Genomic DNA, 3,675 nt, shown 5'->3' with positions numbered 1-3,675 from the left:
CGATCACGCCAGCGAAAGCTTTTTGAGCTTCAGCAGTCTTGGCTTCGAAAGACTTGGTGAAGTCAGCAGTGCTGCCAGTCACGATGGTCTTGACATGCTCAAAGTAAGCAGCAGATTTTTCAGCCAAAGGCTTCATCATGCTGGTTTGCAGAGCAACGAGTTCTTGTGCGTCTTTAGCGCCGAGAACAGCTTGAACGTGGGAGAAAGTCTCGCCCAAAGAAGCTTTGGAAGCGGCCAGGTTCAGTTCAACCAGCTTTTCAACACCAGCAAAAGCTTGAGTCGTTGCGCTTTCGAGAGCTTTCAGGCTGGCTTTGTTGGATTCGATAAATTGTGCGGCGTTGGTGTTCATGTGAGTTTCCTTAAATTAATGGGGTAAAAAGTCTGACTACTCGTTAACTGCGGCTCTTGGCAATTTATGTTGCAGTGCAGCATGGTTTGAATTATAGGGAAAGATTGAGGCAGCGCAAGGTTTATGTTGCAATGCAGCAAATATTAGAGGTGAAGACCTAACCGACCGTGTTAACCAAGTCGCTTCAAGTGACGCGCAATCTGCATCCGCACCTGATTAGGGGCCGTGCCACCCAGAATGTCGCGGGCATTGAGCGAGCCGCGCAGGCTCAGCACTTCATAAACGTCTTTTTCAATCGACGGGTTGAATTCCTGCAAGACCTTCAAAGGCAGCTCTGACAAGTCCACCTGGTGTGCGATGGCAGCTTTGACGGCGTGGGCCACGGTCTCGTGCGCATCGCGGAACGGCAGGCCTTTTTTCACAAGGTAGTCCGCGAGATCGGTGGCGGTGGCGTAGCCACGCAAAGCGGCGCGTTCCATCGCCTCGGGCTTGACGGTGATGCCGCCTTCTTTCTCGCCGGTGGTGGGGTTGAGTTGCCCGCCAACCATCTCGGCAAAAATCCGCAGCGTGTCTTTCAGGGTGTCCACGGTGTCAAACAGCGGCTCTTTGTCTTCCTGGTTGTCTTTGTTGTAGGCCAGAGGTTGGCCTTTCATCAGGGTGATGAGGCCCATCAAATGGCCAACCACGCGGCCAGTCTTGCCGCGTGCCAACTCGGGTACATCGGGGTTTTTCTTCTGCGGCATGATGGAACTGCCGGTGGTGAAGCGGTCGGCAATCTGGATGAAGCCGAAGTTCTGGCTCATCCAAAGAATCAGTTCTTCGCTGAAGCGGCTGATGTGCACCATGCACAGCGAAGCAGCGGCGGTGAATTCGATGGCAAAGTCGCGGTCGCTCACGGCGTCCAGCGAGTTCTGGCAAACCTGCGGCAGGCCTTTGTCGTCAACCATGCCCAAGGTGGTGGCCACGCGCTCGCGGTCCAGCGGGTAGCTGGTGCCGGCCAAGGCGGCAGCACCCAGCGGCAGGCGGTTGGTGCGTCGGCGCACGTCGCTCATGCGCTCGGCGTCGCGGCTGAACATCTCCACATACGCCAGCATGTGGTGGCCAAAGCTGATCGGTTGCGCCACTTGCAAATGGGTGAAGCCGGGCAGGATCACTTCAACATTCTTTTCGGCCACTTCAATCAGCGCCTTTTGCAGGTCAGTGAGCAGGCCGCCAATCAGGTCGATCTCACTGCGCAGCCACAGGCGCACATCGGTAGCGACCTGGTCATTGCGAGAGCGCCCGGTGTGCAGGCGCTTGCCGGCAATGCCGACCAACTGCGTCAGGCGCGCTTCAATGTTGAGGTGCACGTCTTCGAGATCAAGCTTCCACTCAAACGCGCCGGATTCGATCTCGGCGGCAATCGTGGTCATGCCGCTTTGAATAGCCGTGTGGTCCTCAGTGGTGATGATCTTTTGCGTGCACAGCATCTCGGCGTGCGCCAGTGAGCCGGCAATGTCGGCCTGCCACAAGCGCTTGTCAAAAAACACGCTGGAGGTGTAGCGTTTGACCAGATCGCTCATGGGCTCTGAAAAAAGGGCTGACCAGGCTTCTGATTTTTTGTCGAATTGATTGTGTGGCATGAGTAGTATCAAAATAGGCAGTGCGGCACGCGTGGTGCCTGCGCCTGGGGTTAAAGCGGCAGATCATCAATAATCAGGCGCAAACCAAAATTTTTAATGAAAGATTCCCAAATTTTATCGGTCTTCCAGGAATCGATTCCCGAGTCGTCTGCGCCGGTCGCCGTTCGGGTGCTGGTGTTCGATGCCTGCCATGTGGGCGTGGTGCTGCGGGCCGTGCTGTTTGTCGAGGTGGTGGTGGGCGTGGGCGCCATGTTTGGGGCTGTCACGTTCATGGATTGGCTGACGCGCCTCTCCCTGCTCACCGGGGGCGCTTTGCCAGCGACTCTGGTCTGGCTGATTGCTGCCTGCAGTCTCAAAAAAGTACTGGCGCGCCTGGGGCCAGCGGTGCAACAAGTGGCGGGGGTGGCGCTGGGTGCGGTGGCGGGTGTTTATGGCTGCACAGTGCTGTCGATGGTGGGCCTGCTGGAGGCAGCGCCCTGGCTGGCCAGTGCGTTCAGCGGGGCGCTGTTGTCGGCGGTGTTGGTGGCGGCTTTGGTGTGGCGCGCCAAGGGCAAAACGCCTGCGGCCACCGCGGCCCGACTCAGTGAATTGCAGTCGCGGATTCGTCCGCACTTTTTGTTCAACACCCTCAACAGTGCCATTGCCCTGGTGCGGGCCGAACCGGCCAAGGCCGAAGCCCTGCTGGAAGATTTGAGTGATCTGTTTCGCCATGCGCTCACCGAGCGGGGTGACTCCGTTTCGCTGGCCGAAGAAATCACCCTGGCCCAGCGCTATCTGGCGATTGAGCAAGTCCGGTTTGGCGAGCGCATTCAGGTGGAATGGGCACTGGACCCGGCCGCCTCCGAGGCTAAATTGCCGCCTTTGCTGTTGCAGCCGCTGGTTGAAAACGCGGTCAAGCACGGGGTGGAGCCCAGCGCTCAGGGTGCTCAGATCAAAATATCAACCCAAAAGCGCGGTTCCACGGTCGTGATCAAGGTCACCAACACCGTGCCATCGGGTCAAGGCGAACCTGGTCATGGGGTGGCGCTGGACAATGTGCGTGATCGATTGGGTCTGTTGCATGATGTGCAAGGCCAGTTTCAGTGTGGTTTGAAAGACGGTGTTTATCAGGTTCGAATCGAAGTGCCTGCATGAATTCAAAAAGGAATCTGCCATGTCATTGAAAGTGTTGATCGTGGACGATGAAGCGCTGGCACGGCTGCGTTTGCGTACCTTGCTGGGCGACTGCACCGCACCCCGCACTCAAGTGGTTGCCGAGGCGGCCAATGCCCCTCAGGCGTTGGAGTTCTTGCAGAGAAATCCGGTCGACGTGGTGCTGCTGGATATCCATATGCCCGGGGCCGATGGTTTGACTTTGTCTCAAGCGCTGCGCGACTTGCCCAACCCGCCGGCCGTGGTGTTTGTGACGGCGCACGCCGAGCACGCCGTGCAGGCCTTTGAGTTGGAAGCGGTGGACTACCTGACCAAACCCGTGCGCTTGGAGCGCTTGCAGGCGGCACTGCAAAAAGTAGAGCGCTTAGCGCAAGCGGGACGGGGGCTAGAGCCCGATTTACCTGAAGAAGTTCTGATCATTCAGGACCGTGGCCGAACCGAGCGGGTGCCGCTGGCCAAAGTGCTTTACCTCAAGGCTGAACTGAAATACATCACGGTGCGCACCGCGTCCAAGCACTACATCCTGGAAGGTTCACTGGGGGAGCTGGAGGA

Annotated in this window: 4 protein-coding genes; 2 read left to right on the top strand and 2 right to left on the bottom strand. The window is 57.8% G+C overall.

The features are described 5' to 3' along the window. Positions 1-349, bottom strand: a 349-nt coding sequence (locus tag WCG50_RS18180) for a phasin family protein (RefSeq protein WP_336901008.1), incomplete at its 3' end; no start/stop codon positions are given. 170 nt (positions 350-519) lie between these two features. After that, entirely contained in the window at positions 520-1,971 is a 1,452-nt protein-coding gene (gene argH / locus WCG50_RS18175) for an argininosuccinate lyase (protein WP_336901007.1), read from the bottom strand. 96 nt (positions 1,972-2,067) lie between these two features. On the opposite strand from argH, the gene WCG50_RS18170 reads away from it, so the two are divergent. Together WCG50_RS18170 and WCG50_RS18165 are read left to right on the top strand one after the other, a co-directional pair. Continuing rightward, a complete protein-coding gene (locus WCG50_RS18170; RefSeq protein ID WP_336901006.1) occupies positions 2,068-3,105 on the top strand; it encodes a histidine kinase in 1,038 nt (345 codons plus the stop codon). Positions 3,106-3,124: 19 nt separating this feature from the next. Beyond that, positions 3,125-3,675: response regulator transcription factor (locus WCG50_RS18165; RefSeq protein WP_336901005.1), on the top strand; the 551-nt coding region annotated here is incomplete at its 3' end.

Source organism: Rhodoferax sp., assembly GCF_037143375.1.
GTDB lineage: Bacteria > Pseudomonadota > Gammaproteobacteria > Burkholderiales > Burkholderiaceae_C > Rhodoferax.
The sequence above is the reverse complement of the archived record's forward strand: the minus strand, read 5'-3'. Positions and strand labels throughout refer to the sequence as shown.

What these genes read in the sequence shown, in the direction of transcription:
- argH (WP_336901007.1), bottom strand. Translation starts at nt 1,971, where the DNA reads ATGCCACACAATCAATTCGACAAAAAATCAGAAGCCTGGTCAGCCCTT.
- WCG50_RS18170 (WP_336901006.1), top strand. Translation starts at nt 2,068, where the DNA reads ATGAAAGATTCCCAAATTTTATCGGTCTTCCAGGAATCGATTCCCGAG.